The sequence below is a fragment of the Acinetobacter lactucae genome (assembly GCF_013344765.1).
In the GTDB taxonomy this organism is placed as follows: domain Bacteria; phylum Pseudomonadota; class Gammaproteobacteria; order Pseudomonadales; family Moraxellaceae; genus Acinetobacter; species Acinetobacter lactucae_A.
Map to the genome: position 1 here is coordinate 1 of NZ_JABVBF010000030.1, position 24,567 is coordinate 24,567.

The window sequence follows — 24,567 nt, forward strand, 5'->3', positions numbered from 1 at the left end:
ACTTAAACATAGACCTATTTTAGAAAAGGCTTTAGGTTATTTTCCTAACTTACCTTTAGTTGCTATTGATTGCGGTTGTGGCGCTGGCAATGAATCTGCTTATCTACTCTCAAAGGGATTTAATGTTCATGCTTTTGATATTGCAAGTGATGCACAAAAAATCTGTGCTGAGCGATTTAAAGATGACTCTAAATTTATTTTCTATCATGAATCTTTTGAATACTTTAATTTTCCGTCTGCAAGCTTAATTATTGCATCATCAAGTCTGTTCTTTTGTGAACCTAGCTATTTCTATAGGGTAATTAAACGAATTAAAAATGCTCTTCCTAAAGACGGAATTCTTGTAGTTGATTTATTGGGGACTCAAGATGAATGGGTTATTAAAGAACCAAAAAAATTTATAGGATTTACTTATCCATATATAGAAGATCTATTTTTACATGAGTTTAATTTTTTGTTTCATAAAGAAATTAATGAAAAGCTACCTTTGTTAAGCGGATATATAAAAGCATGGAATCTTCATATGCTGATTCTACAAAAAAAGTAATTTTTAAATATAGAAAAACCCAGGACCTGTTTGCACAGATTCTGGGTTTATTCGACTAAAAAATCTTAAAGCGCAGCAATTTGCTCCATATTTGCTTTAACTTTCTCTAACTGAGCAGCAAACTCAGCAAGTTTCGCTTTTTCACCTTCAACAACCGCTGCTGGTGCTTTAGATACAAAGCCTTCGTTTGCAAGTTTGCCCGCGATTTGGTCGTGTTGCTTTTGGATTTTATCTAAATCTTTTTGCAAACGAGCAAGCTCAGCTTTAGGGTCAATTAAGCCTTTCATTGGTACAAATACCGATGCATGGCTAACAACGCTAGAGCAAGACAAAGGTGGCTCTTGGTCTTTATTCAAGAACTCAATGCTTTCAACTTTAGCCAATGCTTTGAACAATGCTTCAATACGAATGATTTGTTCACGTTCAGCGTCAGATGTATTTTGAAGTAATACTGGCAACAAGCGCGCATTACCTAAGCCTAACTCACCACGAATGTTACGTACCGCACCAATCAAACCTTGAAGCCATTGCATATCTGCTTCAGCTTGTTCATTGATTTTCGCTTGCTCAGGAATCGGGTATTGAGCAGTCATAATCGTTGGGCCGCCTTGACCAAGCATTGGTGCAAGAGTCTGCCAGATTTCCTCTGTCAAATACGGCATTAATGGATGAGCTAAGCGTAAAGAAGCTTCCATCACTGCAAGCAATACACGGCGTACTTCAGCTTTACGCTCTTCTGAAACTTCTGCATCGTTAAGAACTGGTTTAGTTAACTCAACGTACCAGTCACAGTATTCATTCCAGATAAAGTCGTAAATCGCTTGTGCAGCAAGGTCTAAACGATACGTTGCAAACGCTTGATGTACAGCAGCTTCTGCTTTTTGTAGACGGCTCATAATCCATTGTTCTGGAAGTTCCCATAGATCAGGGCGGGCCTCTTGACCAACAGTTTGACCTTCAACATTCATCAGAACGAAACGAGTTGCGTTCCAGATTTTATTACAGAAGTTACGGTAGCCTTCAACACGTTTTAAGTCGAACTTGATGTCACGACCTGTGTTTGCAAGCGCACAGAACGTGAAACGCACTGCGTCAGTACCATAAGCATTGATACCTTCTGGGAATTCTTTGCGCGTTGATTTTTCAATCTTCGCTGCATCTTTCGGGTTCATTAGGCCAGTTGTACGTTTGGCAACTAAGCTTTCTAAATCAATACCGTCAATCAAGTCTAATGGATCAAGAACGTTACCCTTAGACTTCGACATTTTTTGACCTTCACCATCACGTACCAAGCCGTGAACGTAAACAGTCTTAAATGGAACTTGAGATGAACCATCTTCATTTTTCATAAAGTGTAAGGTCATCATGATCATGCGGGCAACCCAGAAGAAAATGATGTCAAAACCAGTCACCAATACATCAGTTGGGTGGAAGGTTTTTAAGAAATCATTCGCTGCGTCTTTTTGTGCGTCGCCAGTCCAACCTAAAGTTGAGAATGTCCAAAGTGCAGATGAGAACCATGTATCAAGAACGTCTTCGTCTTGTTTAAGTTCAACGTCAGCAGCGATGTTATTTTTCGCGCGTACTTCTTCTTCGTTACGACCAACATAGATGTTGCCATTTGCATCGTACCAAGCTGGAATACGGTGACCCCACCAAAGTTGACGTGAAATACACCAGTCTTGGATGTCACGCATCCATGCCATGTACATGTTGCTGTACTGTTCTGGAACAAACTTAATACGGCCATCTTGAACTGCTTCAATTGCAGGTTCAGCAAGCGGAGCAATTTTTACATACCATTGGTCAGTCAGTAATGGCTCAATGATCACGCCTGAACGGTCGCCACGTGGAGCTTTTAAGTCATACGGTTGGATTTGATCTAACCAGCCTTCAGCTTCAGCTTGAGCAACTAATTTTTTACGTGCTTCAAAACGTTCTAAACCAGCGTATTCCGCAGGTGCAGTAATCGTTTTAGAAATTTGTTCGCCAGCTTTTGCAATATATTCAAACTCACCTAAAACTTCGGCATTTTTGTTGAAGATGTTAATGATTGGCAAGCTATTGCGTTTACCTAGGTCATAGTCATTGAAATCATGAGCAGGGGTAATTTTTACACAGCCAGTACCGAAGTCTTTTTCAACGTAGTCGTCGGCAACGATTGGAATTAAACGACCCGTAATTGGCAATACAATGTTTTTACCAACAAGGTGTGCATAACGCTCATCTTCAGGGTGAACAGCAACCGCGGTATCGCCCAGTAATGTTTCAGGACGAGTTGTTGCAACGACTAAATAGTCTTTGCCGTCTTGAGTTTTAACTGATTTGTCTTCAAAGAAATATTTAAAGTGCCAAAGTGAGCCTTTTTCTTCTTTGCTTTCTACTTCAAGGTCAGAAAGAGCTGTTTGAAGTTTAGGGTCCCAGTTTACTAGCCGCTTACCACGGTAAATTAAACCGTCTTCGTGCAAACGAACGAATACTTCTTTAACTGCGTTTGATAAACCTTCGTCCATCGTGAAGCGTTCACGTGACCAGTCTACCGAAGAACCTAGGCGACGGATTTGTTTAGTGATCGTGCCGCCAGATTGTTCTTTCCATTCCCAAACTTTTTCAATGAACTTTTCACGGCCTAAGTCGTGACGAGTTATGCCTTGTAAGCCAAGTTGACGCTCAACAACCATTTGAGTTGCAATACCAGCATGGTCTGTACCCGGTTGCCACAAAGTGTTTTTACCCATCATGCGGTTATAACGGGTAAGGGCATCCATAATGGCATTGTTAAAACCATGGCCCATGTGCAAACTACCAGTGACGTTTGGTGGCGGAATCATGATACAGAATGATTCACCGTGACCAGAAGGTTTGAAGTAACCTTGTTCTTCCCACGTTTTGTACCACTTCTTTTCGATCTCGGTCGGATCGTATGTGGTTGCAATATTTTGAGCGGTTTGAGCGTCAGTCATAGTAGCTTAGATCGAATATGCATAAAAAATTGCATCTATTGTAGCAAAAAAATGCCTCGAAATTAATGTGCTGAAAACAGATAAACGGTTTTGTATTTTTTTCAAAAAACGGTAGATTTATGAAAGATGGATCACAATTTAATCGTGTGGCAACACGGCACAAAAATTACAAAAGAATTGAAAAAGGATGCTGCTGATGAGTTATGAAGTTTTTTTGAAAATTTCCGATTCAACTTATACCCAATTCGAGGCTATTCGGCAAAAACTGCATGATGGGGTAAGCCAAAGTCAGGCAAAAGTTTTGGGGGATGTATTGTCTGATCTTTCTTGTGAAATTATTGAGCAGGTTTTTTCTGTGCTTTTACAGTCAGGAAATGCAAGCATGTCTCCAAAACAACAAGCTGAGTCTGAAAAAGTTATTCAGCAAGTTTTAGAGACTTTTCGAAAATACATGCCTTGGTCGGTTTCATTCTTTGGAAATGAACGTCTCTTACCCTTAGTTGACTACATGACATCTCTCATGAAAGAGCAAGGGCAGCAAGTTTATATTACCTATCCGGTCACGCTTCAACTCGTGCAACAAGCCGAAACTCTTACCCAGCAAATTCGTGACGGTAATATGCAAAGCATTACGGCTGCATTTGAAACACTCATACAAATTGTGGATTTAGGCGTAACAAGCCTAGTACGTGAACCTAAAAAGCGTTTAAAATTTAATTTAGTTGTCGATAAAACTCTTAACGGAGTCATCAACATGACGACGCATTTGGGCTATAAACGTTTGGAAAAGTTAGGGACACAGGTCGATCAGACCACAGCAACTCATTATATCAACCACTTTTTGGCCTTCATGCATCAAGCAGCATAATTTAAAAAGATAATAGGAACATTACATGGCCAAACTTGATACTTTGCAAAATAAAGTGGTATGGATTACGGGCGCATCTTCTGGTTTGGGTAAGGCCTTAGCAGGGGAGCTCGCTTTACAAGGCGCAAAGCTGATTTTGACTTCGCGTCGTTTTGAAGAATTAGAAGAGGTTCGGGTTGGCTTATTAAATCCCGATCATCATTTGTCTGTCGTTGCAGATATTACTGATGAAAAGCAGGTTCAAGAGGCTTATAAGCAGATTTTAAAGGCGAAAGGTCGTATTGATTGGCTCATCAATAATGCAGGTTTAAGCCAACGCGCTTTAATCAAAGACACAACAATGGCAACCGAACGCGCCATTATGGAAGTCGATTATTTCTCGCAAGTCGCGTTAACCAAAACTGTATTACCAACGATGCTAAAACAAAAGTCTGGTCGAGTTGTATTTGTATCGAGTGTAGCGGGTTTGTTAGGTACCCAATACCGTGCAAGTTACTCCGCTGCTAAAGCAGCAATTCATATGTGGGCAAATAGTTTACGTGCTGAAGTCTCAGATCAAGGGGTGGAAGTTTCAGTTATTTTCCCCGGTTTCGTAAAAACCAATGTTTCTTTCAATGCACTCAATGGTGCAGGGGAACCTCAAGGCCACCAAGACGAAGCAATCGAGAATGGTTTAGAGGCAGATGTTTTTGCAGAGCAAGCTGTAAAAGCGTTAGTACAGGGGCAAGAATATATTGTTGTGGGGGGAACCAAAGAAAAACTAGGTGTGATGGTTTCTCGGATGTCACCAAAACTTCTTTATAAAATGATTCGGAAAACAAAAGTAAAATAAAAAAGTGATTTTGCCGTGCTAAATTGGTGAAAAACCCGCATAGAAGGTTCGCCATGGATCAGGATTATCACCGTATTTTAGAAGTCGTCACGCGTTTTCAATTGGTTTTTGACCAGAAAAATTGGGACGCTTTTGACGAGTTGTTGGCAGATCAACTTGAGGTGGACTATTTCCAATTTAGAGGAGAGCCTTTATGTGTCGTGTCTTGTCATGAATATAAAGGTTCTCGGCAGCAAGCCTTATCGCATTTGCGACTACAGCACAATTTGAGTAATCCTCTAGTTCGGATTGAACAAGATCAAGCATGGCTAGAATGTAATTATCAAATTTATCGTTTTTCAGAAAATGATTATTTTCATTCTTTTGGTCGTTATTATTTTACTTTGGCGAAACAACAAGACCATTGGAAAATTACTCGAATTTGCCAACATTTAACTAAAAATATTGGCAATCCGCGTATACATTTTTCTGCTATGGGGCAGTGTTAATCTTTGACTGCTGTACCATAGGCAAAAACTTCAACCATTCCACCTCGCATACCAAGTTCGGTTGTACTCAGCCGAACTCCCATAATATGGTTAGCTCCTGCGGTATGGGCTTGTTGTTTTAAACGCACAATCGCTTCACGGCGAGCACGTTCAACAATACTTTCATAACTGTTTAGTCGTCCGCCCAAAATGTTTTTTATAGATGCCAAAACATATTTAAAGTAGTCATGAGAAATCACGACATTACTGCTAATAAAATGGCCCAATTGATCACTTGTTGCAAAACGATTGGTATCAATTCGGATATGGGCAAATTGTTGCTCTTTTTCTAAAAGTTCATTCAAATGTTTTCGTTCAATATGGCGGCCAAAACCCCAACCAATACTGAAAAGAATGAGAAAAATAACAAGCTGAAAAATAAGATTATCCATTTTTACCTATGCACCAAATGGATCGGGTAGATGTGGTGCTTGAGGCTGCACAACCACTGCTGTGCCATATACAAATAATTCAGAAGCACCTTGAGCAATATTTGAAGTTGAAAAACGAATACCTACAATTGCATTCGCACCAAGCTGCTGGGCTTTTACAATCATACGTTGCATGGCTTCTTGGCGAGATTCTTCTAATAATTCGGTATACCCTGTAAGTTCACCACCAACAATATTTTTTAAACTTGCCATCAAGTCACGGCCAACATGCTTGCTACGAACGGTACTTCCGTAAACAACATCCAGCTGCTTTAAAATTTGGTGGCCCGGAACACTTTCTAAATTACTCAGTAACATTGTTTTTTATCAATCTAAATTCTTAAGGTTTCAAGATAAAAAATATTCACATGAGATGCAATAAAAAAGCCCACCGAAGTGAGCTTTTATGAATAAGTTATTTAAGACTTATTGCTTTTTAAGTTCAGCGCTCGATGGTTGATTAATCACTGTATCTGAAGAGTTTGCTTTTAAACCGCCACCTAGAGTTTTGTATAACTCGATTTGGTTGTTTAAGTTAGCTTGTTGAAGCAATAACAAACCTTGTTCTGCTGAATAAGATGAACGCTGTGCATCAAGAACTGTCAAGTAACTATCAATACCAGCACGGAAGCGGGCATTTGAGAGTGTGTAGTTGCGGTTAGTTGCTTCTACTAGACGTTGTTGAGCTGTTAAACGCTCACCAATGTTGGCACGAGTTGCAAGCGCATCATTAACTTCACGGAACGCAGACTGAACTGATTTTTCATAATCAGACAATGCAATTTTCTGATCAGTTTCAGAAATTTTTACATTGGCACGACGAGTGCCCCAGTCAAAGATTGGTAAGTCTAAGCTAGGTCCAATTGACCATACAAAACCACCAGACTTAAATAGATCACTTAAGTCAGTTGATGCATAACCTGCAGAACCCGTTAAGCTAATGGTTGGGAATAAACGTGCTTTTGCAGCACCGATATTCGCACCAGCAGCGCTTAAGTTATATTCGGCAGCTTTTACATCTGGACGGTTGTTAAGTAAGTCGCTTGGTAAACCCGCTGTAAATACATTTTGTTGCGTAATGCGTTTTACAGGTTGAGTTGGCAACAAGTTTTGTGGAACTGATTGACCTACTAACAAGTTCAACAAGTTTTGTGCTTGAGCAATTTGTGTTTTGTAGTTCGCTACATCATTACGCGCAGTTTCTACAGAAATCTGTGCTTGACGTAGTGGAACTTCACTGTCGATGCCCACATCAAAACGTTTTTTGTTGAGATTGTAAGAATCTTGCTGTGCTTTAAGTGTTTGCTCTGCAAGTCTTAAATTCGCTGTTGCGAAAGAATAGTTCAACCACGCTTGAGCAACTTGACTGATTAGACTGATTTGAGTCGAATCACGTGCACTTTGTGTTGAGAGATAACTATCTAATGCAGCATCTTTTAAGCTACGTACGCGGCCCCAAAAATCAAGCTCATAGGCAGTTACGCCCAAACCTACTTGATAAGTAGAGTAGGGGTTATTCGGATCACGGCTTTGAGAAACCTGACGAATTGCACTACCACTTGCTCCGATGGTTGGAAGCTGGTTATTTTGCGTAATTCGATATTGCTGTTGAGCACGTTCGATATTAAGCGTTGCTGTACGTAAGTCGCGGTTGTTGGCAAGTGCCAAATCAATCACTCCGAGCAAACGAGGGTCAGCAAAGAATTCTTTGTAACCCTGTTCAGCAATAGACGTACCAGAAGCGCTATATGCATAGCTTTGTGGAATATCGGTTTTCACGACTGGTTCTGGGCCGCGCATGCTTTGACAAGCTGTCAAAGCAAGCGCAAGTGCAGATACCGCAATGCTACGACCTGAAATAGACCATAGTGTTTGCATCACGATTTATGCTCCTGAGTGTTTATGGTTTTTGGTTTGTACTTAAAGATACTACGAATCCACACATAGAATACAGGGATAAAGAAGATACCTAAGAACGTTGCGCTGAGTACGCCGCCGAGTACACCGTAACCTACGGAGTGCTGACTTCCTGCACCTGCACCACTTGAAAGCGCAAGTGGAAGTACACCGAAACCGAAGGCAAGGGTGGTCATGATGATTGGACGTAAACGCATTTTTGCAGCATGTAAAGTTGCATCAATGAGGTCTTCACCTTTTTCCTGCAGCTCTTTTGCGAACTCAACAATCAAGATCGCATTTTTTGCAGAAAGACCGATTACAGCAATCATCGCTACCTGGAAGTAAATGTTATTTGAGAGATTTGGGTCTCCTTTAATAATCATACCCAAGTAAGTCAATATGATTGCACCAATAATACCGAGTGGTACCACAAGTAAAACCGAGAATGGAATAGACCAACTTTCGTACAATGCAGCCAAGCACAGGAAAACGATTAACAATGAAAGCGCATATAAGAATGGAGCTTGAGCACCAGATTCACGTTCTTCAAGTGATAAACCTGTCCATTCATAGTCGAAACCTTGTAAGCCCATAGATGGTAACTTAGCAATAATTTCTTCCATTGCCTTCATTGAGTCACCAGAGCTCACGCCAGGTGCAGGTGTACCTTGAATGTTAACCGATGATACGCCGTTATAACGTTCAAGACGTGGTGAACCATAAGTCCATTCGCCAGTAGCAAATGCAGAGAACGGAACCATTTCGCCTTTGTTATTACGTACATACCACTTGTTTAAGTCTTCAGGCATCATACGGCTATTCGAATCACCTTGAACATAAACTTTTTTCACACGTCCACGGTCAACGAAATCGTTAATGTATGAGCCACCCCATGCAATACGCATCGTATTGTTAATGTCGGCAATGCTCACGCCCATGGCACCAGCTTGAGCCTGATCTACATTAATTTGATACTGAGGTGTATCTTCTTGACCATTAGGGCGAACACCCACAAGACGTTTATCTTGTGAAGCCAAACCTAAAATTGCGTTACGTGCAGCAATGAGTTTCTCATGGCCTTGACCACTTGAATCTTTAAGCTGCAAGTTGAATCCGGCTGTTACACCTAATTCAGGCATTGCTGGAAGTTGTAATGGCATGATGTAAGATGCATCTTTAACGATCATGTTCAATGCCATACCACGCTGAATCAGGGCGCCAATTTGAGATTCTGGTGAAGTACGTTCACTCCAATCTTTCAATTTAACGAAGCCAATACCAGCATTTTGACCAATACCTGTGAATGAGAAGCCTGAAACGGTGAAAATAGATTGCACAGTATCTTTTTCATTCATGAAAAAGTTTGTCATGGTGTCAATCACTTTACCTGTACGGTCAAGCGTTGCATTTGGCGGTAATTGAACAAGTGTCATGACCACACCCTGATCTTCTTCTGGTAAGAATGAAGATGGGAGTTTTTGGAACAAGAACACTAATAAAGCAATCACTACAGCGTAAAGTACCCCAGAGAAGATTTTGCCCTTAAGCATGCGGCTAACACCATTTTGGTAGCTATGCGACATGCGGTCAAAACCATTGTTAAAGCCTCTAAAGAACCGAGCAAAAATATTATTGCTTGGTGCTTTGTTAGGATCATGCTGTTTTAAAATGGTTGCACAAAGTGCCGGTGTAAATGTTAATGCTACAATTAACGATAGAACCATTGCTGTTACAAGGGTAATCGAAAACTGACGATAAATTACACCAGTGGTACCACCAAAGAATGCCATTGGTACGAATACAGCTGTTAATACGCTTGTGATACCAATTAATGCGCCAGAAATCTGTTGCATTGACTCGGAAGTCGCCGTGACCGGATCGGTATGCTCTTCACTCATAACACGTTCGACGTTTTCGACTACAACGATGGCGTCATCGACCAGAAGACCAATTGCCAATACCATAGCGAACATGGTTAAGGTGTTAATTGAGAAGCCAAAGATATTAATAACAGCGAATGTACCTAACACAACAACTGGTACAGCAAGTGTTGGAATAATCGTTGCACGCCAGTTCTGCAAGAACAAGAACATGACAATGAATACCAAAATTACTGCTTCAATTAATGTGTGCACAACACTTTCAATTGAAAGACGAATAAACGGAGTTGTGTCATAAGCCAGTTTGTCTTCAAGACCCGCTGGATAGTTTTTACGTAGTTCAGATAAACGTTGTTCAACAGCATCTGCGGTATCCAGTGCGTTAGCACCCGTTGCAATTTTAATTGCAAGACCACCAGCAGGTTTACCATTAAATTTCGAATCGAACTGGTAGTTATCGGAACCTAACTCTACACGTGCAACATCTTTTAAACGAACCTCAGCACCAGATGCTGTGTTCTTTAAAAAGATATTTTTAAACTGTTCAGGTGTTTGCAGCAAACTTTGAGCATTCACTGTTGCGTTAAGCACTTGACCTTTTACAGCTGGTGCACCACCTAATTGACCTACCGCTACTTGTGAGTTTTGCGCTTGTAAAGCTGTCGCAATATCACTAGGAGTAAGCTGATAACTGGTTAACTTAGCTGGATCAAGCCAAATACGCATCGCGTATGACCCACCAAAGACCGTTACCTCACCCACACCAGCAACACGGCTCAGTGGTTCTTTAATTGATGAGTTTACATAGTCTTTAATGTCTGAGTCAGAAAGGCTGTTATCTGGCGAGTAAAATGCAATAACTTGCAGGAAGCTTGCACCAGATTTAGTCACTGTTACACCTTGACGTTGTACATCTTCAGGTAAAAGTGCAGTTGCAGATTGCAGTTTGTTTTGAACCTGAACCTGTGCAATATCTGGATCAATACCTTGTTGAAAGTTTAATTCAATAGAGGCCTGACCGTTACCAGCACTGTTAGATGAGATATAACGTAAACCATCTAGACCATTCATTTGTTGTTCAATGATCTGGGTCACGGTGTTTTCAACAGTTTCAGCCGATGCACCAGGATAAGTTGCAGAAATTGTAACTGTCGGTGGTGCAATCGTCGGATACTGTGCAACAGGCATTTTTGTTAGCGTGAGAATACCCGCCAACATAATGACTAATGCAATCACCCACGCAAAAATGGGGCGATGAATAAAAAATTGTGCCATTCAATCTACCCCTTATGCATTTGAAGATGCTTTCTGTTCTGCTTGAGGTTTACCTGATTGAGCCGGTTTTGTCGCATTTGGAGCTGCACCTTGTGGATTCGCTGGTTGAGCTTGGTAAGGCTTTGCTGAAACTTCTTGCCCTTCTTTAACTTTGGCAACACCGTCAACAATCACTTTATCACCAGCTTTAAGACCGTTAGTCACAATCCAGTTTTGTCCTTGAACACCAGAGGTTTCAACAGGACGACTCTCAACAGCACCTTTGGCATTAACAAGCATTGCTACAGCTTGACCTGTAGGTAAACGTGTAATTGCAGCTTGAGGAATCAGGTAAGCATTAGGAACTACACCTTGAACAATCTGTGCAGTGGTATACATGCCTGGAAGTAACAGATGATTCGGGTTTGAGAATACGGCACGTAAAGTAATCGTTCCTGTATCCTGATTTACAGAAGCATCGGAGAAAGCAAGTTGTCCTTCGATTGGATAGGTTGAACCATCTTCGAGCTTCAATTTCACTTTCGTGTTGTTACTATTGTTTAAACTGCCTTTACTGAGTTGTTGACGTAAACGTAATAACTCGGCACTAGACTGATTAATGTCAACATAGATCGGATCTAACTGTTGAATCGTCACTAAAGGTTCAGTTTGGTTAGCAGTGACTAAAGCACCTGCTGTTACAGAAGAACGTCCAGACTGACCAGAAATTGGTGAGCGAATTGTAGAGTAGCCAAGATCAACATTTGCATTCGTTACTTGAGCTTTTGCAGCAGAAACTTGTGCTTCGGCAACATTAACCTGACCAAGTAAGTCGTCATATTCTTGTTTAGATACAGCATTACTCGAAACAAGCTGCTTATAACGGTTTAGCTTGGTACGTAGTGAAGCTAGATTTGCTTGTTGTTGTAAAAGGGTAGCCTTTGCATTTTCAAGCGTTGCACGGTTAGTTCGAGAGTCCAGTTCATAAAGAGCTTGTCCTTCACGAACGTAACTTCCTTCAGCAAACAAGCGTTTTAAAATCACACCGCTTGTTTGAGGACGAACTTCAGAAATTTGATATGCTGAAGTACGGCCGGAAAGCTCAACGCTTTGTTCAACACTTTGTGGTTGAGCAACAATAACACCTACTTCTGCAGGCGGCATTTTCTGAGCAGCAGCTTGCTGTTGCTCATCGGAGCCTTTGCTACAACCAACAAGTGCGATACTTGTTGCTAATGCGCAAGCAGTAAGGGCAGGAGCCCAAAGCTTAGCCGACATCATTGTTCCACCTCGTTTAGATAAAATCTAAAAATATATTTGTTTTCTACTTAACCTACTTTGTGTTTGTAATAACCAGAGCCAAAGCAGTGCAATCCAAATAAAACCTATGCCCCAACCGGCGAGTACATCTGTTGGAAAATGAACTCCAGCATATATTCTTGAAAGCCCCATGCAGATAAACCAAAAACAGGAGATCAAAATGATATAAGGAGAGTTAATGTTGGGTTTATGGCATAACATTAACATTGCCATACAAGCTAGTGTTGATGCATAAACACTATGTGCACTTGGGAACGATGCACCATAACTTTCGACAATATGATATGCCAGTGGAGGTCTTGGTCGGTCTACACACCATTTGAGCAGCCAACCCGTGATGATACTGCCAAGAACACCCACGCTAATGAAAATAACAGTAATATATTTTTTATACCATGCTTGATATAGACATACCAGAAAGGATAAAAAACATACAAAAGGCATACCACCTATACGCGCTAAAAAGATCGTAATAGAGTTAAGATAATCTGAACGATTTTCACTCAATGTTTGAACGGTGAGAAAATCCAAAGATTGAAGTCTTGGTACAAAAAGACCAAGAACACCTAATCCTAAAAAAATACAACCAATAAAAAGCAATATATAGGGCATGTATATACCTTTGCTTGTTCAAGCAGTGTCCACTACTGAAAGCCGTTAAAAGTGTACTTGCCAGTACACTTTTTTTCAAGCCTGATAGATCATCGTAAATTCATTTTGAAAATTTTTTAACATTTGGAAAAACAATCACAACAAAATTGACGAAATTCACATTCTGTGTACAAAGCAAAATTCTTAGTGGTCTGCTTTTTTTCCGCTATTTGTTGACGTATTCTCTTCGAGTTCTAATGGTTGTTTTGGTGGCCAGAAAAAATCGCTTGGACGAGTTAGAAAATGGGTCATGACCAATTTGGCTAAAGGTTTCCACTGTTCAAAGCGGACGCGACGTGCTCGTAGTGCCACAATAATCGTTAAGGTGAAACTCACGAATAAGTTAGTAAGACCAATGCATAGCACCCCTAGAAAGGACACTATAATGAGGCCAATATCTGGGCTGCCGTTAATAGTCATCAAACCTTGAATAAAGTTAGCTGATGCAAAGGCAATATGACGGATATCTAAAGGCAACCCTAGAATAAAACCTATGGTTCCCATACTTCCTAACATGATCCCGAATAGGAAGTTACCGGCTAGTGCCCCTAAATTACGTTCAATATATGCAGCAAAACGATTAAGGCGATCTTGTCCAAACCAGCTAGCTAAGCGACGATGCGCTCTTAGGCGTGGACCGACTTTTCGGTAAACAGCCATGTTGTCAAAGTACCCGGCAATGAGACCTGACAAAAACAGACATACCCCAGCAATTGCCGCATGTGGAACTGCTAGTGAAGTAAAGGGGTTTAGACTGTGTAGAAGATAAGTTGCTTTAGTATGGGTTAATAACGGTTCATCAAGGTAAAACTGCCAAGCAAAAGTAATGAGTGCGGCAGTAGGGATCGCAATTGAAATATTGCCCAAAATAGCAATAAATTGTGTTCGGATAATATTAATAATTAGGGCTGCTAACTCCGCAATTTGAGCTGTTTTGGAGCCTTTACGTTGCTGTACTGTTGCAGCAAGAGCCGCAGCCGTCATAGCGGGTTGCTTGGTTGCAACAGTAAAGTGCAGAACATGAATCAGAATGAAACCTAGAGAATAATTCATACTGAAAGTAAAGGCTTGCATGAGCGGGGCCATTGTCATTCTTGCAGCAAGAATTTTTAAAGATGCCATAAAGGCAATAATGACACCTGCACCAGCGGCAGCTTTATACATTCCCCAAAAACCTTTGGTATCGGTACTTACATAATGTTCACCTGTACGGCTGGCATTCTCTGTTACCTGAAATGCAATAAGTTCACTTGTTGTGCTGAGCAAAGATCGAACACTTTTTTCACTGTAGTGCGCCTTGGTTAAATCGGAAATAAGATGTCCTAAAGAGACATATTTTCCTTTGGTGTTATCTACGACCAAATAAAGTAGTAATTCAATTCGGTCAAGGCACTGCTCGAGTAAGGACAACAAATAAGTCAAACTTAAACTAACACCAATTCTTTTGGTAGCACGGCGAATCTTTAAAACTACATCCCGACATTGTTCCAACATCACAAATGCTTGTGATGCATCGGGAGGAGCAATAACGGCAATTTCATGATCAGAAAGCTCTTGTTTCTTATATTTTTCTATGAACTCAATAATTTCACGGTTCTGAACTAGAAAAGGGGATTCATATTCAGTTAACTCGGGTTGAGCATTAATAAATTCGGGATAAAGCCCAATTCCACTAATTCGATAAGATAAGACAGTGATGGCTTTAATCATTTCACTTTGAATGACTAACTTCTCATGGACATTACTTTGGCTTTGCCCAATAAGACTAAATAAATTTGCCCAATCTTCATCAGCAATATTATTGAGCCAGACTTTGTCACTTTCTAAATAGAAAATTTTTCCAATTAATATTTTGAGTTGGCTTGAGTCTTCTATGAGCGGTAAAAAATGTGCTCCTAATCTTTGCCCAAGCTGGTTCCAAAAACCATCTAAAGACAGAATCCCACTGTCTGCATATAAGCTGACTTGTTTATAGCGATTAATTAAACGTAGTAAAAAAGTTTGTAGTAAGAAGGGCGCTGTAGGTGTGCGCAAAAGACTTTCAATAAAAGCCTGTATTTTTTTCTTAATTTCATCCGTATCTTGTGGGTTGGATGGGCGGACGACATTGACGAGTTCAATCAGTAGATTTTCATCAATGACAGCTTGAGGATCCTCAAGCTGCTTCTCTATTTTTAAAAAATGATCTGAAAAATTTATATGCATAGGCAAAATAATATCTATTGTATTCGGTGTAACGCAAGCTGAGTTAAGTTAATCAAAGCCTGACGATACGGTGTATCAGGGAGGTTTGATAAAGCTTGCAGTGCTGCTTCTGTTTCTTCTTGGGCACGTTGGTGGCAATAATCTAGAGCACCAGACTTCTGTACAATTTCGATGACCTGAGGTAGTTGGTCTACTCCACCAGTGGCGATACTGCGACGAATAATCGCATGCTCTTCACCTGTCGAGTGTGCTAATGCAGAAATTAACGGTAAAGTTGGTTTACCTTCCATTAAATCATCACCAATATTTTTACCTAATGTTTCAGCATCTGATGTGTAGTCTAAAATATCATCAATGATTTGGAATGCATTACCAAAATGACCTGCAAACAATCTTAATGGTTCACGATATGCTTCTTGTCCAGCCAAAATAGCGGCACCTTCTGTAGCCAGCTCAAATAGGCGAGACGTTTTACCATGAATAATTTTTAAATAAGTTTCTTCAGTTGTATCTGGTTGATGCTGCGATTGAAGTTGTAATACTTCACCTTCAGCAATTTCACATGTACCTGTTGAAAAGTCTTTCAATAAAGTCATGTTGTTTAAATCGACCAATAAATCGAACGCACGGGCGATCAGGAAGTCACCCACTAAAACGGCTGTCTGATTGTTCCATGTTGCATTTGCTGTAGGGCGACCACGACGAAGCCCAGATTCATCTACCACATCATCATGAACCAATGTCGCAGTGTGTAACATTTCAATGATTGCAGCTAAACGCTGTGCATTTGCCATGTTATCTAAACCACAAGCACGGGCTGCAAGTAAACACATGATTGGACGCATACGCTTTCCGCCAGCTTCAACGACATGTTTGCTGACAGACATGACTAAACCGACTTTTGAGCTAATTCCTTCATTAATCAAGTGATCCATCGCAGCGAAGTCTGAGGCAACAGGCGCAAGAATGTCTTGCTTGAAATCGATGACCATATGAAGAAAAACCCCGTATTGGTAGATAAGTGGCGTTAGTGTATCAATTAAAGGTGTCTTGCACAGGTTAACAAGTGGCTGATATTAATCATTTCTATTGTCTTTAAGCGTTCTTTGTTCTTTATTTAAGCAAAACATGATGTTTCCGACAAAACAATAATTTAATGACATCAGCATTAATACAACTTGTTCTTGACGCAATTTGTGTCTGGAACTGTATTTTAATTTTCATTCAGAATCAATGAAAACTGCTAAATTCCAGTCCAAGCTGTTTGATTTTGTATGAATAGGGGAACATGCTTTACTGATAGATAGAAAATACTTGTCGTTTGATCAAATTTCACTTAAAATCTGTCGCCTTGTATAACCCCAGTGGCGATCGTTTTAAGATCGATATATCCCTTTATCGACACGACGACACGGGCTGATTGGAGTACATTATGTACGCAGTAATCCAAAGCGGTGGTAAACAGCACCGTGTAGTTGAGGGCGAAACCCTTAAAGTTGAATTATTGAAAGCTGAATCTGGTGCGACTATTACATTTGATGATGTATTAATGGTTGTAAACGGTGACAACATTCAAATCGGTGCTCCAGTTGTAGCTGGCGCTAAAGTAACTGCAGAAGTGATTGGTCATGGTCGTCACGACAAAATCCGCATCATCAAAATGCGTCGTCGTAAACACTACCGTAAACAACAAGGTCACCGTCAATGGTTCACTGAGTTGAAAATTACTGGTATTTCAGGCTAATCACGAGGAGTAAGAGACATGGCAACTAAAAAAGCCGGTGGATCGACGAAGAACGGTCGTGATTCAAACCCAAAAATGTTAGGTGTTAAAGTTTACGGCGGTCAAGCTGTAACTGCTGGTAACATCATCGTTCGTCAACGTGGTACAGAGTTCCACGCTGGTGCAAATGTTGGTATGGGCCGTGACCATACTTTATTTGCTACTGCTGACGGCGTAGTAAAATTCGAAGTGAAAGGTCAATTTGGCCGTCGCTACGTAAAAGTTGAAACTGTATAAGTTTTAGCTCGAAAAAAGCCCACATTTTGTGGGCTTTTTTTATGGCATTTATTTTTATTCATCTTCATCATGATGAATGAAATTCTACAAACAACATGAATAACATAACAAAATATCTTATTTTCTCAATGATTAGCACAGAGTTTGTCGGTTAATATGAGTCTTGAATTAAGAGCTTGCCAAGTTTCATAACTTTGAAAGAAGGTAAGTTGTCTTACAGCAACTAAAAAGGTGATGACATGAATATGCTTCGTAAAACTATGTGTGCTATTACACTTAGCGCGTCAGTGCTTGCTCCTGTAATGAGTACTACAGTGTTTGCTGCGCCTGTAGCAGCACCGGAGCAACAGGCAATTGGGAACCTGGTTAATCAGTTATCAGGTTTACAGCGTTTGACTGCCGACTTTGAACAAACAACTAAAGCAAATGCGAAAACTGTGGCACAGAAAAAGAGTTTAAGTGCACAGCATATGAACCAGACATTTAAAGGCTCAATGAAAGTTGAGCGTCCAGGGAAATTTTATTGGGAAACAGTAAGTCCTGCTAAACAAACGATTGTAACAAGCGGAAAAACAGTTTGGATCTATGACCCAGATTTACAACAAGCAGTCCGCCAAAGCTTAGATGATCAGGTTGCAGATACACCAGCATTATTACTTTCTGGTAATACCAACCAAATTATGAAGTCTTATCGTGTAACACAACCCGATAAATCTAAACTTTATTTCACATTATTTCCTAAAAAAGAAGATGGTGCTTTCCAAAGCTTAACGATTAGTTTTGGAGCAAATAAAGCGCCTACACTGATGGTATTACAAGATTCATTAGGTCAAACCACCTATGTGCGCTTTAAGAACGTTAAGGTAAATGCTTCAATTCCAGCATCTGTCTTCAACTTTACGCCACCAAAAGGCACAGATGTTATTGACCAATAATTAATTCTTCTCAAAAAAGCTACCTTTCACGGTAGCTTTTTTTATATTAGAGAGATAGATACATTTTTTAACCCCGTCTTATTCTTACGCTTTGTATAGTGTTAGAGGTAAATTCATGGGGATTATTATGCGACTTTACGATAAGAAAATTATTTGTATTCTTCCATTAATAGTTGCAATGACAATTGTGACGGGTTGCCAACCAAAGTCGGCAGCCAAAGAAGAGCAGGCTGCTTCGACTGCAAAAGTTAAAGAAACGAAAGAGGCTGGTGTTCCTGTAATTCAAGCAAAAGTAATCCCGGTAAAATTGCCAAAATCAAAAGTTTGCTTAGAAGATGGTTGTACTGAGTATGATTTTCAAACAGTACAAACCAATCAAAAATGGATTAATGATTACTTTACTAATCGTATAAAGAAAGCAGATCCGAATGCTTTTGCAAATTTAGCTGATCAGCCAGTCGATGTACCTGAAGGTGAGCCGCGTTCGAGTCAAAGTGCAATTTATGTCCGTTATTTAGGGCAAAATTATAATCTTGCAACTTTTGCATTCCAGACCTATTCATATTCTGCTGGTGCAGCACATGGTATGTCACATCAAGAGTTCGTGACTTTTGATTTATTAAATAAAAAACATATTACTGTTGCCGAACTTATTCAGCCCGATGTTGAAAAACAGTTAGTTGATGCACTTTTTGATGCGAATACAAATTGGCTTCAAGAGCACAATATCAGCCGTGAAAAACTGCAATTAAGTGATAATTTTTACTATGGCGCTAATGGTATTGTTTTTGTCTATCCAATCTATGAATTAGCTTCTTATGCAGAAGGGATGACTGAATTAACATTGCCATATTCTGAGGCAGCTAAGTTCATTAAACCTGAGTATTTGCCAAGTCTGCCAAACTATAACTTGTAAAATAGGTGATCTATTCTAACAATTGTGTGAAAGCTATTCGTTATGAAGATGATCACTATATTTTTTAGTGTGAAGGCCTTACACTATAGCCAGTTTTTTACCCATATTATGATTGATTATGATCGACCCTAAGTTACTCAGAAATAATATTGAAGCCGTTAATGCGGCTTTGGCAAAACGTGGTGTTCAATTAGATGTTCAAGAATGGGCTTCTTTAGAAACTCGCCGTAAAGACTTGCAATCAAAAACTGAAAAATTGCAGGCAGAACGTAATGCCGGTGCAAAACAAGTGGGTCAGATTAAAAAATCCGGTGGTGATGCTTCTGAAATCATGGCGCGTATGCAAGCCATTGGTGATGAAATCAAAGCTGCTGAAGTTGCTTTGTCAGAGTTACAAAACGAGATTGAACAAAAAGCACTGAGTATTCCTAACTTACCAGATGAATCTGTTCCTGCTGGTAAGGATGAAGATGATAACGTTGAAATCTCAAAATGGGGCACGCCTCGTCAGTTTGATTTTGAAATCAAAGATCATACTGATTTAGGTGAGTGGATGGGTGGATTAGAGTTCGAAACAGCGACTAAATTGACTGGCTCACGTTTTAGTGTGTTGAAAGGTTCTTTAGCGCGCTTACAACGTGCGTTAACGCAGTTCATGCTCGATACCCATACTTTAAAAAATGGTTATACAGAAGCTTATGTGCCTTATTTGGTCAATGCCGATTCACTTCGTGGTACTGGTCAGTTACCAAAATTTGAAGAAGATTTATTTAAACTTCAAGGCGAAAAAGAATATTACCTCATCCCTACGGCAGAAGTTCCAGTTACTAACTTCGTTCGTGATGAGATTATTGATACCGAGCGCTTGCCACTAAAATACGCTGCACATACGCCTTGTTTCCGTAGTGAAGCGGGTTCTTATGGCCGTGATACACGTGGTTTAATTCGTCAACACCAATTTGACAAGGTTGAAATGGTGCAAATCGTTAAACCTGAAACTTCTATGCAAGCACTTGAAGAGCTCACTGCACATGCAGAGGGCATTTTGCAGGCACTCGGTTTGCCATACCGCAAAATTTTGCTCTGTGGTGGGGATATGGGCTTCGGTGCAACTAAAACTTACGACTTAGAAGTTTGGGTTCCAAGCCAAAATACTTACCGTGAAATCTCAAGCTGCTCTAATATGGGCGATTTTCAAGCACGCCGTATGAAAGCGCGCTATAGAATGGATCAAAAGAAGACCGAATTGGTGCACACTTTAAATGGTTCAGGTCTGGCAGTTGGTCGTACTTTGCTTGCTGTGATGGAAAATTACCAGCGTGAAGATGGTTCTATTGAAATTCCAGAAGTATTACGCCCATATATGGGTGGTGCAACGTTTATTGACTAAGCTTTGCATCTAAATTGTGCACGGTTTTTGCTTAAACATAATCAGATGATTAATGTAGAGGTTTAAGGTGGATATTTTTCCAATCTCTTTAAAGTTGCAAGAGCAACGTTGTCTGATTGTGGGTGGTGGGCATATTGCGCTGCGCAAAGCAAATCTTTTAGCCAAAGCAGGAGCAGTAATTGATATTATTGCTCCTGCAATTGAAGAGCAGGTTTTACAGTTAGTCAAAACGACAGATGGACAGTATTTTGCTGAGCCCTTTGACGAAAAAATATTAAATATCCCTTATCGCTTAGTGATTGCTGCGACTAATGACGCACAAGTGAATAAAGCCGTTTTTGAACAATGTGAAGCGCGTAATTTACTGGTAAATAGTGTCGATGATATTCCGCATTGTCGCTTTATGGTTCCAGCCATTATTGACCGTTCTCCATTGATCATTTCTGTTGCCTCAAATGGCGCATCGCCAGTTTTATCCAGACAACTTCGTACTCAAATAGAAACAATAGTTCCTCATGGTATGGGAAAGTTGGCTGAGTTTTCTGGTCAATGGCGTAAGCAAGTAAAACAAAAGATTACTAACCCCGATGAGCGCCGAATCTTTTGGGAAAATTTATATGCTAGTCCATTAAAAGAACAAGTTTTTAATGACAATTTGGACGTAGCAAATGATTTAATTCAGCAAGCCTTAACAGAATGGACCGCACCTAAAGGTGAAGTTTATTTGGTTGGGGCTGGACCAGGTGACCCTGAGCTACTGACATTAAAAGCATTACGTCTTATGCAGCAAGCAGATGTTGTGATTTATGATCGTTTGGTGTCTGAACCCATCTTAGAGCTTTGTCGCCGTGATGCGACTAAAATTTATGTGGGTAAAGCCCGTTCGAATCACTCTGTTCCCCAAGATGGCATCAATGCTTTATTGGTTGAATATGCTCAAAAAGGAAAGCGTGTTTGTCGTCTAAAAGGTGGTGATCCATTTATCTTTGGGCGTGGTGGTGAAGAAATTCAGGAGCTAGTCGAAGCGAATGTCACTTTCCAAGTTGTACCGGGCATAACAGCAGCGTCAGGCTGTTCAGCTTATGCGGGTATTCCGCTAACACATCGTGATTATGCGCAAAGTGTTCGTTTCTTGACTGGGCATTTAAAGGAGGGTTCACCTGAACTTCCTTGGAATGAACTAGTTTATGAAAATCAAACTTTGGTTTTATATATGGGGCTAGTCGGCTTGGGGCGTATTTGTGAGCAACTTATTGCCCATGGTCAGCGTGCCAATATGCCGGTGGCTTTAATCTCTAAAGGAACCACACCAGAACAGAAAGTTGTCGTTGGAACATTAGCTGATATTGCAACTAAAGTGTCTGAACATCATATCGTAGCACCAACTTTAACCATTATTGGTGAAGTGGTGAGTTTACGTGAACAGTTAAAATGGCAATAAGTTCATCTGAGTTTATTGTTGGTTATTAAAGTCGAGAAAATTTGTGATTCATGTTGTCCTCTACGAGCCTGAAATTCCTGCCAATACAGGCAATATCATTCGTTTATGTGCTAATACGGGCGCACAGTTGCATTTAGTCAAGCCACTAGGTTTTGAATTAGATGATAAGAAGCTCAAACGAGCAGGCCTTGATTATCATGAATGGGCGCGTATGCAGATTTGGGATAATATTGAACTGTGTCTTGCAGATCTAAAAGCTAAAGGTGTGGAGCATATTTTCCCGCTCACCACTAAAGGCTCAGCGACTCCGCATACAGTTGATTTGAATCGACCTGTGGCTTTACTGATGGGGCCAGAAACACGTGGTTTGCCTGAGCATGTCCGCTTAATGTTTCCACAAGAACAGTGGATTCGTTTGCCAATGGCAGAAAACTCAAGAAGTTTAAATTTATCTAATGCAACGGCCGTCATTGTTTATGAAGCATGGCGTCAGCAGGGTTTTAAAAACTTAGGATAAGTTTATAGCTTTTAAATAAAAATAAGGCCACAGTTGTGGCCTTATTTATGTCTAGATCTCTTATTTAGGAAAAACTACACCACTTGCCAAATCATAATTTGTTGTTGAGTTGGTATAGACTGATCCAAGTCGAACCGCAAAGAACCAGCCTAATTTACCTTGGTCTTGAATTCGATTTTCAATGAGATATGGCTCATCTGTTTCGGATGCAGCATCTTCAATAAATACTTTATATTCAATAGGTCCTGTATTTTCACTATCACGCTCAAATAGATAACCATCAATATTAAAGAAGCCTAGATTATTGTTCGCGTCAACCAGTCTATAACCTTCAGCTGCTTGCTCTTTAAGTAGTTTTTCAAGTTTTATTGCATCTTCCTTGTTAAACGGAATATGTTGTGGAACTTCAAAATAACGATAAGTATAGGTTCCGTTATGTGTACTGCTATTTACACAAGTCGGTACATAGAAGGTACCATTCGTTGTGCCGTTATTCGTGAATTCTGAGTTTGCGTAAATTAACTTACAACCTTGTGAACCAAGTTCGTTGAAAGCATTTAAAATACTTGTGCGAGAAGTGTTGGTTAAGAAGCGATTAGAATAAGAATATGTTGCTGGTTTCTTATCATTTTTCACAAATAAATATTTATCTGTATTCGATGTAACTTCTCCAAATGAAAGCTTGTATATATAGCCTAAGCTGCCTTGTTTATTTAACTCATTCACCCATAGTAAATAACGGTTTGCCACTGAATTGGTTTTCACATCAACTGTTTTATAGGTGTATGTGTCAGTGGATTTATTGTTTTTAACATATAAATTTTTATACAGCGCAAAGCTACTATCAGGATTGTCCAAACGCACAGATGGTGTGAGAAGGGCGTAGCCTTGGCGTCCTTGCTCATTGAGTTGGTTTAATACATCTGCCCAAGATTCTTTATTGTCTCCTAATCTATAACTCGCTGTTGCCAATACTTGGGTTGGCTTCTGCATGCTCGCTGGGGGCGTGGTTTTGGTGAAACATGTATTTACGAGATCAAAGTTTGTTTGCTGTAAATAATTATGTATCGCATTCGGTTCATCTGTAGGAACTAAACAGAATTGGTTGGCGTTTTTAAACCCTAGAATAGCTGGTTGTTTCTGAGTTAGTTCTCCTGCTACTACAAGTTGCCAATCTACCTTGTTATAACTTGAAGTTTGTACAGTCTGCGGTGATCCAATATTTGAAACCAGACTAAAATCTTCAGCTTGGCGGTAACTTGCAACAATGTTACCTGTACAGTTCGCTTCATTCTCATAACGTACAGTTTCACTGGTAAATCGAACACTGTTATCCGAAACCTTAATGACATTCATTTTTAGAGCAGAACCATTAATACATGCTCCTTTACCCGCTAACCAACTTCCAACAAAGCGATCCGCTACACTTGTTGGTGTTGGTGTTGGTGTTGGTGTTGGTGTTGGTGTTGGTGTTGGTGTTGGTGTTGGTGTTGGTGTTGGTGTCGGTGTCGGTGTCGGTGTCGGTGTCGGTGTCGGTGTCGGTGTCGAATCATTATCGTCAGACCCGCAGCCACTTAATGCTATAAAAATCAAAGCAATGCTGCTTCCTTTTACTATGTTATTCATCACATAAGCCCTTTTTTTATAAAAATGTGAAAATTTAACATTTTTAAAATAGATCAATTATAATGCAGTTGTAAAGATCAAATTTGAAAAAAGGTTCAACATGGCAGCTTATAATCAAATTGAAATATTCGAACAAAGCAAAAAATGGTTTGATCAGTTGCCATTTGAATGGAAAAACTGGCTTGAAGAAAACTTAGAAAAAGGATGCGGAATTGAACAATTGGTTGAGGTATTAAAAGCGAATGGATTTGGTCCAAAACTTAAAGTAAATGATTTGAATCTTCAGACTCTATCTGATCACGATCAAGAATGGATAATTGAACAAGTTCTAAATGAGGTAACGTC

The 24,567-nt window shown here is 40.0% G+C and carries 21 protein-coding genes and 1 pseudogene; 12 read left to right on the forward strand and 10 right to left on the reverse strand.

Annotated features, from left to right (window positions below):
- Positions 1 to 547, forward strand: a 547-nt coding sequence (locus HUN22_RS05190; RefSeq protein ID WP_174726780.1) for a methyltransferase domain-containing protein, incomplete at its 5' end; no start/stop codon positions are given.
- A 65-nt stretch (positions 548 to 612) separates the two neighbouring features.
- Here HUN22_RS05190 and HUN22_RS05195 read toward each other — a convergent pair.
- A complete protein-coding gene (locus HUN22_RS05195) occupies positions 613 to 3,510 on the reverse strand; it encodes a valine--tRNA ligase (protein WP_174726781.1) in 2,898 nt (965 codons plus the stop codon).
- A 196-nt stretch (positions 3,511 to 3,706) separates the two neighbouring features.
- On the opposite strand from HUN22_RS05195, the gene HUN22_RS05200 reads away from it, so the two are divergent.
- From HUN22_RS05200 to HUN22_RS05210, 3 genes are read left to right on the forward strand one after another with little or no spacing between them, the layout of a single operon-like run.
- Positions 3,707 to 4,378, forward strand: coding sequence for a hypothetical protein (locus HUN22_RS05200; RefSeq protein ID WP_002116504.1), 672 nt, complete (start codon positions 3,707 to 3,709; stop codon positions 4,376 to 4,378).
- Positions 4,379 to 4,403: 25 nt separating this feature from the next.
- Positions 4,404 to 5,210: an SDR family NAD(P)-dependent oxidoreductase gene (locus HUN22_RS05205; protein ID WP_014207498.1), complete on the forward strand. Its 807-nt coding sequence runs from the start codon at positions 4,404 to 4,406 to the stop codon at positions 5,208 to 5,210.
- A 53-nt stretch (positions 5,211 to 5,263) separates the two neighbouring features.
- Positions 5,264 to 5,698 (forward strand): nuclear transport factor 2 family protein, encoded by a 435-nt coding sequence (locus HUN22_RS05210; protein WP_174726782.1) that lies wholly within the window; start codon positions 5,264 to 5,266, stop codon positions 5,696 to 5,698.
- Here HUN22_RS05210 and HUN22_RS05215 read toward each other — a convergent pair.
- The 8 genes from HUN22_RS05215 to sdsA all read right to left on the reverse strand — a co-directional run bounded on the left by HUN22_RS05215 (position 5,695) and on the right by sdsA (position 16,369).
- Positions 5,695 to 6,129 carry a YbjQ family protein gene (locus tag HUN22_RS05215; protein ID WP_174726783.1) on the reverse strand — a complete coding sequence of 145 codons (435 nt, stop codon included), beginning with the start codon at positions 6,127 to 6,129 and terminating at the stop codon, positions 5,695 to 5,697. The two genes, HUN22_RS05210 and HUN22_RS05215, sit on opposite strands and share 4 nt — an antisense overlap.
- 6 nt (positions 6,130 to 6,135) lie before the next feature.
- On the reverse strand, positions 6,136 to 6,486 hold the full coding sequence (locus HUN22_RS05220; RefSeq protein WP_174726784.1) for a YbjQ family protein: 351 nt from the start codon (positions 6,484 to 6,486) through the stop codon (positions 6,136 to 6,138).
- Between the two features lie 108 nt (positions 6,487 to 6,594).
- Positions 6,595 to 8,046, reverse strand: coding sequence for a multidrug efflux RND transporter outer membrane channel subunit AdeK (gene adeK, locus HUN22_RS05225; protein ID WP_174726792.1), 1,452 nt, complete (start codon positions 8,044 to 8,046; stop codon positions 6,595 to 6,597).
- Positions 8,046 to 11,222, reverse strand: a complete 3,177-nt coding sequence (adeJ, locus tag HUN22_RS05230) for a multidrug efflux RND transporter permease subunit AdeJ (protein ID WP_174726785.1) — start codon at positions 11,220 to 11,222, stop codon at positions 8,046 to 8,048. The genes adeK and adeJ overlap by 1 nt, the downstream gene beginning before the upstream one ends.
- 12 nt (positions 11,223 to 11,234) lie before the next feature.
- Positions 11,235 to 12,482, reverse strand: coding sequence for a multidrug efflux RND transporter periplasmic adaptor subunit AdeI (adeI, locus tag HUN22_RS05235; protein WP_174726786.1), 1,248 nt, complete (start codon positions 12,480 to 12,482; stop codon positions 11,235 to 11,237).
- Positions 12,483 to 12,506: 24 nt separating this feature from the next.
- Positions 12,507 to 13,133 carry a phosphatase PAP2 family protein gene (locus tag HUN22_RS05240; RefSeq protein ID WP_174726787.1) on the reverse strand — a complete coding sequence of 209 codons (627 nt, stop codon included), beginning with the start codon at positions 13,131 to 13,133 and terminating at the stop codon, positions 12,507 to 12,509.
- A gap of 183 nt (positions 13,134 to 13,316) precedes the next feature.
- Complete coding sequence (locus HUN22_RS05245; RefSeq protein ID WP_174726788.1) at positions 13,317 to 15,377, reverse strand: site-specific recombinase; 2,061 nt, start codon at positions 15,375 to 15,377, stop codon at positions 13,317 to 13,319.
- Between the two features lie 14 nt (positions 15,378 to 15,391).
- The gene (gene sdsA / locus HUN22_RS05250; protein WP_016143332.1) at positions 15,392 to 16,369 is read right to left on the reverse strand and encodes an All-trans-nonaprenyl-diphosphate synthase; all 978 of its coding nucleotides are present in this window, start codon (positions 16,367 to 16,369) and stop codon (positions 15,392 to 15,394) included.
- Between the two features lie 440 nt (positions 16,370 to 16,809).
- Here sdsA and rplU point away from each other — a divergent pair, with 440 nt between their 5' ends.
- The 7 genes from rplU to HUN22_RS05285 all read left to right on the forward strand — a co-directional run bounded on the left by rplU (position 16,810) and on the right by HUN22_RS05285 (position 22,596).
- Positions 16,810 to 17,121, forward strand: a complete 312-nt coding sequence (gene rplU, locus HUN22_RS05255) for a 50S ribosomal protein L21 (RefSeq protein ID WP_000271409.1) — start codon at positions 16,810 to 16,812, stop codon at positions 17,119 to 17,121.
- An 18-nt stretch (positions 17,122 to 17,139) separates the two neighbouring features.
- Positions 17,140 to 17,397 carry a 50S ribosomal protein L27 gene (rpmA, locus tag HUN22_RS05260; protein ID WP_002116037.1) on the forward strand — a complete coding sequence of 86 codons (258 nt, stop codon included), beginning with the start codon at positions 17,140 to 17,142 and terminating at the stop codon, positions 17,395 to 17,397.
- A 239-nt stretch (positions 17,398 to 17,636) separates the two neighbouring features.
- Positions 17,637 to 18,332: an outer membrane lipoprotein chaperone LolA gene (lolA, locus tag HUN22_RS05265; RefSeq protein WP_016143331.1), complete on the forward strand. Its 696-nt coding sequence runs from the start codon at positions 17,637 to 17,639 to the stop codon at positions 18,330 to 18,332.
- A 115-nt stretch (positions 18,333 to 18,447) separates the two neighbouring features.
- On the forward strand, positions 18,448 to 19,248 hold the full coding sequence (locus HUN22_RS05270; protein ID WP_174726789.1) for an RsiV family protein: 801 nt from the start codon (positions 18,448 to 18,450) through the stop codon (positions 19,246 to 19,248).
- Between the two features lie 118 nt (positions 19,249 to 19,366).
- Positions 19,367 to 20,638, forward strand: a complete 1,272-nt coding sequence (gene serS / locus HUN22_RS05275) for a serine--tRNA ligase (RefSeq protein ID WP_005072887.1) — start codon at positions 19,367 to 19,369, stop codon at positions 20,636 to 20,638.
- A 67-nt stretch (positions 20,639 to 20,705) separates the two neighbouring features.
- A complete protein-coding gene (cysG, locus tag HUN22_RS05280; protein WP_174726790.1) occupies positions 20,706 to 22,079 on the forward strand; it encodes a siroheme synthase CysG in 1,374 nt (457 codons plus the stop codon).
- Positions 22,080 to 22,122: 43 nt separating this feature from the next.
- A complete protein-coding gene (locus HUN22_RS05285) occupies positions 22,123 to 22,596 on the forward strand; it encodes a tRNA (cytidine(34)-2'-O)-methyltransferase (RefSeq protein WP_032062951.1) in 474 nt (157 codons plus the stop codon).
- A 60-nt stretch (positions 22,597 to 22,656) separates the two neighbouring features.
- On the opposite strand, the gene HUN22_RS05290 is transcribed toward HUN22_RS05285, so the two are convergent.
- Entirely contained in the window at positions 22,657 to 24,222 is a 1,566-nt protein-coding gene (locus HUN22_RS05290; RefSeq protein ID WP_174726791.1) for a PT dipeptide repeat lipoprotein, read from the reverse strand.
- Between the two features lie 100 nt (positions 24,223 to 24,322).
- Here HUN22_RS05290 and HUN22_RS05295 point away from each other — a divergent pair.
- Positions 24,323 to 24,567 (forward strand): annotated as a pseudogene (locus HUN22_RS05295) (cupin-like domain-containing protein); the annotation flags it as partial.